This window comes from Pseudoalteromonas sp. G5_S1_14_S5, assembly GCF_054968605.1.
This window is the reverse complement of the sequence record NZ_JBQKUM010000170.1, coordinates 1-1,699: the sequence shown is the minus strand read 5'-3', so window position 1 is coordinate 1,699 and position 1,699 is coordinate 1. Positions and strand designations below refer to the sequence as shown.

Genomic DNA, 1,699 nt, shown 5'->3' with positions numbered 1-1,699 from the left:
TGTTGTGAATGCTTTTGACAGAGCAACCGCTCTGCCGAGCAGCTTCTCTCACATTGCCTAACTCCTTGGCAAGTTCAATAGCATCGAGCTTTTTCTGAACTTCTTCCCCGTATTCTTTCCTAGAGCTAGGCTCAACAAGCTCTTTAATAGACAGCTCTCGGTCAGCAAAGTAAGCGGTGAAGTTACCATCAAGTTGCTTACGTAGCTCAACTTGTTGACTCACGATAGAGTGCCTTAACGGAGAGGTAATTTGGTACATTGCGTTACCATAACTGAAGGTATGGTCCCGACGGATTTTTCGATATTCTTTTTGGATACATATCGCATCGAGGTTTAGGTGTTTCGGAACGGGCCTATGTTCCGAGCGCACCTGCTTAGCGTTGACCGTGAGGGTTGTCGCCCAATAGTCAGGGATGAAAGTGTTTTGCAGGTAGTCATTTGCGCTATTCATATCGGAGACCCCCGCCAGTCTTAACTCAGGGACGAGACGATCTTGGAACGTATCGAAGGCGCGTTCGATACGACCTTTTCCTTGGGGGGAGTTGGCAAAAATAATTTCTATACCAAGCTCTTCGCAGGCTCGTTGCATCTGAGAGAAGTGGCAGCGTTTTGGTCCACCAAAGATACCCGCTCTATCGACATAAAGCGTCTTAAAAAGCCCCTTTTTTTCGATATAAGCCTTCATTACTTTGAGGCAGCCTTCCGTAGTTTCTGAAGGAAAGAACTCTGCATGAACGTCACTGGTTGCGTCATCAATCATAGCAATAAGGCAGGACTTTTTGTCCCCGAACCAAAGGTGAGTGCTGCCGTCCATTTGCAGCATTAAGCCTTCTGCCTCCATGCGCTCTCGTCGTCTTCTTACTTTTGAGCGGCGATGTTTAGCTCGTTTTACATGATGGATTTCGTGCGCCCAGGTACGAAGTGTCTCTCGCTTTACTTTGATGCCTTCAAACACTTCCAGCATGTCTGCCAAATGAAGCATGTTAAAGTCGTAATACTTGGTTTTTATCAGAGCTTGAACTTGCTTCTTTAAGGTCGCGGGGATTTTATTAGCAGGTGCTCTTCCTGTGTTGCCATGAACAACGAAACGAATACCATCGGTACGGTATCGCCTAAGGTAACGTTCAATGGTTCGGGGGGATTTATTGAGCAGTTTCGAGGCATTGAGAATAGAGATTTTGTTAAGTGCCACTTTAGCAATGACATCCACGGTAAGCTGGGATTTAGCATCCATAACGATCATCCTATACACCCTTTGACTAATTCACAGTGATAGTCAAAGGATTACGTAAAAAGTAGGACCGTCAATTTCCCTCGGTAATTAGGCTAACGACAAAGTCGCTTGGTAGTTAAGGTACGACAGAATCGCTTGGTGATCACAAAACAGGGGCGATGTTGCCAAACTCATTTCTGCCCCGAAATGCGTTAGACTAAATACTCTACGAAATTAAGGGGCGTGCGTTTGCCATATCAAATCTAATCCGATGAAAGAGAGTCAGACCGAGCTAATTGTGGGCCTATGTAGGTGAAAATCGGATTGCTCCGGAGTCGCCGGACTTATACGGAAGCTTTCGGCACTTTCTGAAGTTCACACCCTAGTCGCTAGGCAATAAGGACATTAGTTTGAGCGTGAGTGTAATTAGCGTTACCATTAATTGCATATAATTACGGGAAATCCGTCGATAAAGCGTTAAATCTA

Annotated in this window: 1 protein-coding gene; it reads right to left on the bottom strand. The window is 45.4% G+C overall.

Annotated features, from left to right (window positions below; translation table 11 throughout):
- Positions 1 to 1,243: ISNCY family transposase (locus ACTRWI_RS22380; RefSeq protein ID WP_499133893.1), on the bottom strand; the 1,243-nt coding region annotated here is incomplete at its 3' end.
- Between the last annotated feature and the right edge of the window lie 456 nt (positions 1,244 to 1,699).